Here is a 1,161-nt window from a genome sequence, read left to right on the forward strand (position 1 = left end):
GGTGGTGGTGGCGGTGGCGGTGGCCGTACCGGGCACCGGCCCGGCGAGCTCCGCGGCGGGAGCGGCGGCCGCGCCGTCGCCGGCGAGACCCGACTCCGGTCCCATCCCGGCCAGCAGCTCCCGTTGCGCGGGGGTGAACGGCAGGGACGCGAGGTGCTTCAGGAGGACACTGGTGCGCGCCCCCTCGTTCGACACCCACTCCACGGCGTCCTCGCCGTCGCCGGGCCGCCAGACCTGGCCGTCACGGCGCACGGGACGGCCCTCACCGTCGGTGCGGGGCACGCCGCTGTGGTGCAGGGCGACGACCTCCCACTGGTCGTTGAAGACCGGGGAGCCCGAGTTCCCGGGCTCGGTGTCCGTGCGGTAGTGGAGGAAGTCGTCCAGGCGCACCTGCAGGGCGTTGTCGCGCACAGCGATCTCCTTCAGGCGTCCCATCGGATGGCCGATGACGTTGACCGGCTCGCCGATCACCAGCTTCCCCAGCTGCAGGCTCAGCCGGTTCCAGCCGAACGTCTCCCCGGGCGGCGTCCCGTCCGGGCCGGAGGCGACCAGCACCAGGGCGTAGTCGAGACGCCTGTCGGCCACGAAGAGGCCGTCCGGGTCGAAGTCCAGCCGGACCGGCACCTGCGGCGTGTTGTCGACGGTGACCTGGGCGTCGAACTCCGCGAAGCAGCCGCGGGCCGCCTCCGCGTCGGGCAGGACGTGATGGTTGGTCATCATCAGGCGGGGGGACACCAGGAACCCGGTGCCGACCGGCAGTTCGCGGCCGTTCTCCCGCGCCGAGATCCGCGCGACGCTGCGGGCGGCCCGGGCGCCGCGCGGCAGGAAGCTCCACGCCTGCAGCTCCTTGGACACCCCGAGGATCCGCTCGAACGCGTCGGGCGCCGCCAGCGGCTCGGAACGGACCGCCTCCACCACCATCGCGGCCGGCACCGCCTGCCGCTCCAGCAGGCGGGCGGTGCGCGCCGCCAGCGCCTCCGGCGAGTCGGGGAAGCCGACCCCCGCTTCCTGGCGTCGCTCGACCTCCTGTCGCTCCCTGCTGCTCCCGTCGTACCGGGCGGCCGCCGCGACCGCCTGGTGCGCCCGCTCTTCACGTGACATGTCCGTCATTCCCATGGCTGGCTCCCACCGTCCCGCTCTCGGAGGGCGTGGCGCGGCACG

1 protein-coding gene is annotated in these 1,161 nt (G+C 74.3%); it reads right to left on the minus strand.

Going from position 1 to position 1,161, the window contains the following annotated elements; genetic code table 11:
• A partial coding sequence (locus A2U95_RS21410; protein ID WP_240957516.1) for a trypsin-like serine peptidase occupies window positions 1-1,101 on the minus strand: 1,101 nt, incomplete at its 3' end.
• Window positions 1,102-1,161 lie beyond the last annotated feature (60 nt).

Origin of the sequence: Streptomyces chilikensis (assembly GCF_001642695.1) — a bacterium.
Classification (GTDB): domain Bacteria; phylum Actinomycetota; class Actinomycetes; order Streptomycetales; family Streptomycetaceae; genus Streptomyces; species Streptomyces chilikensis.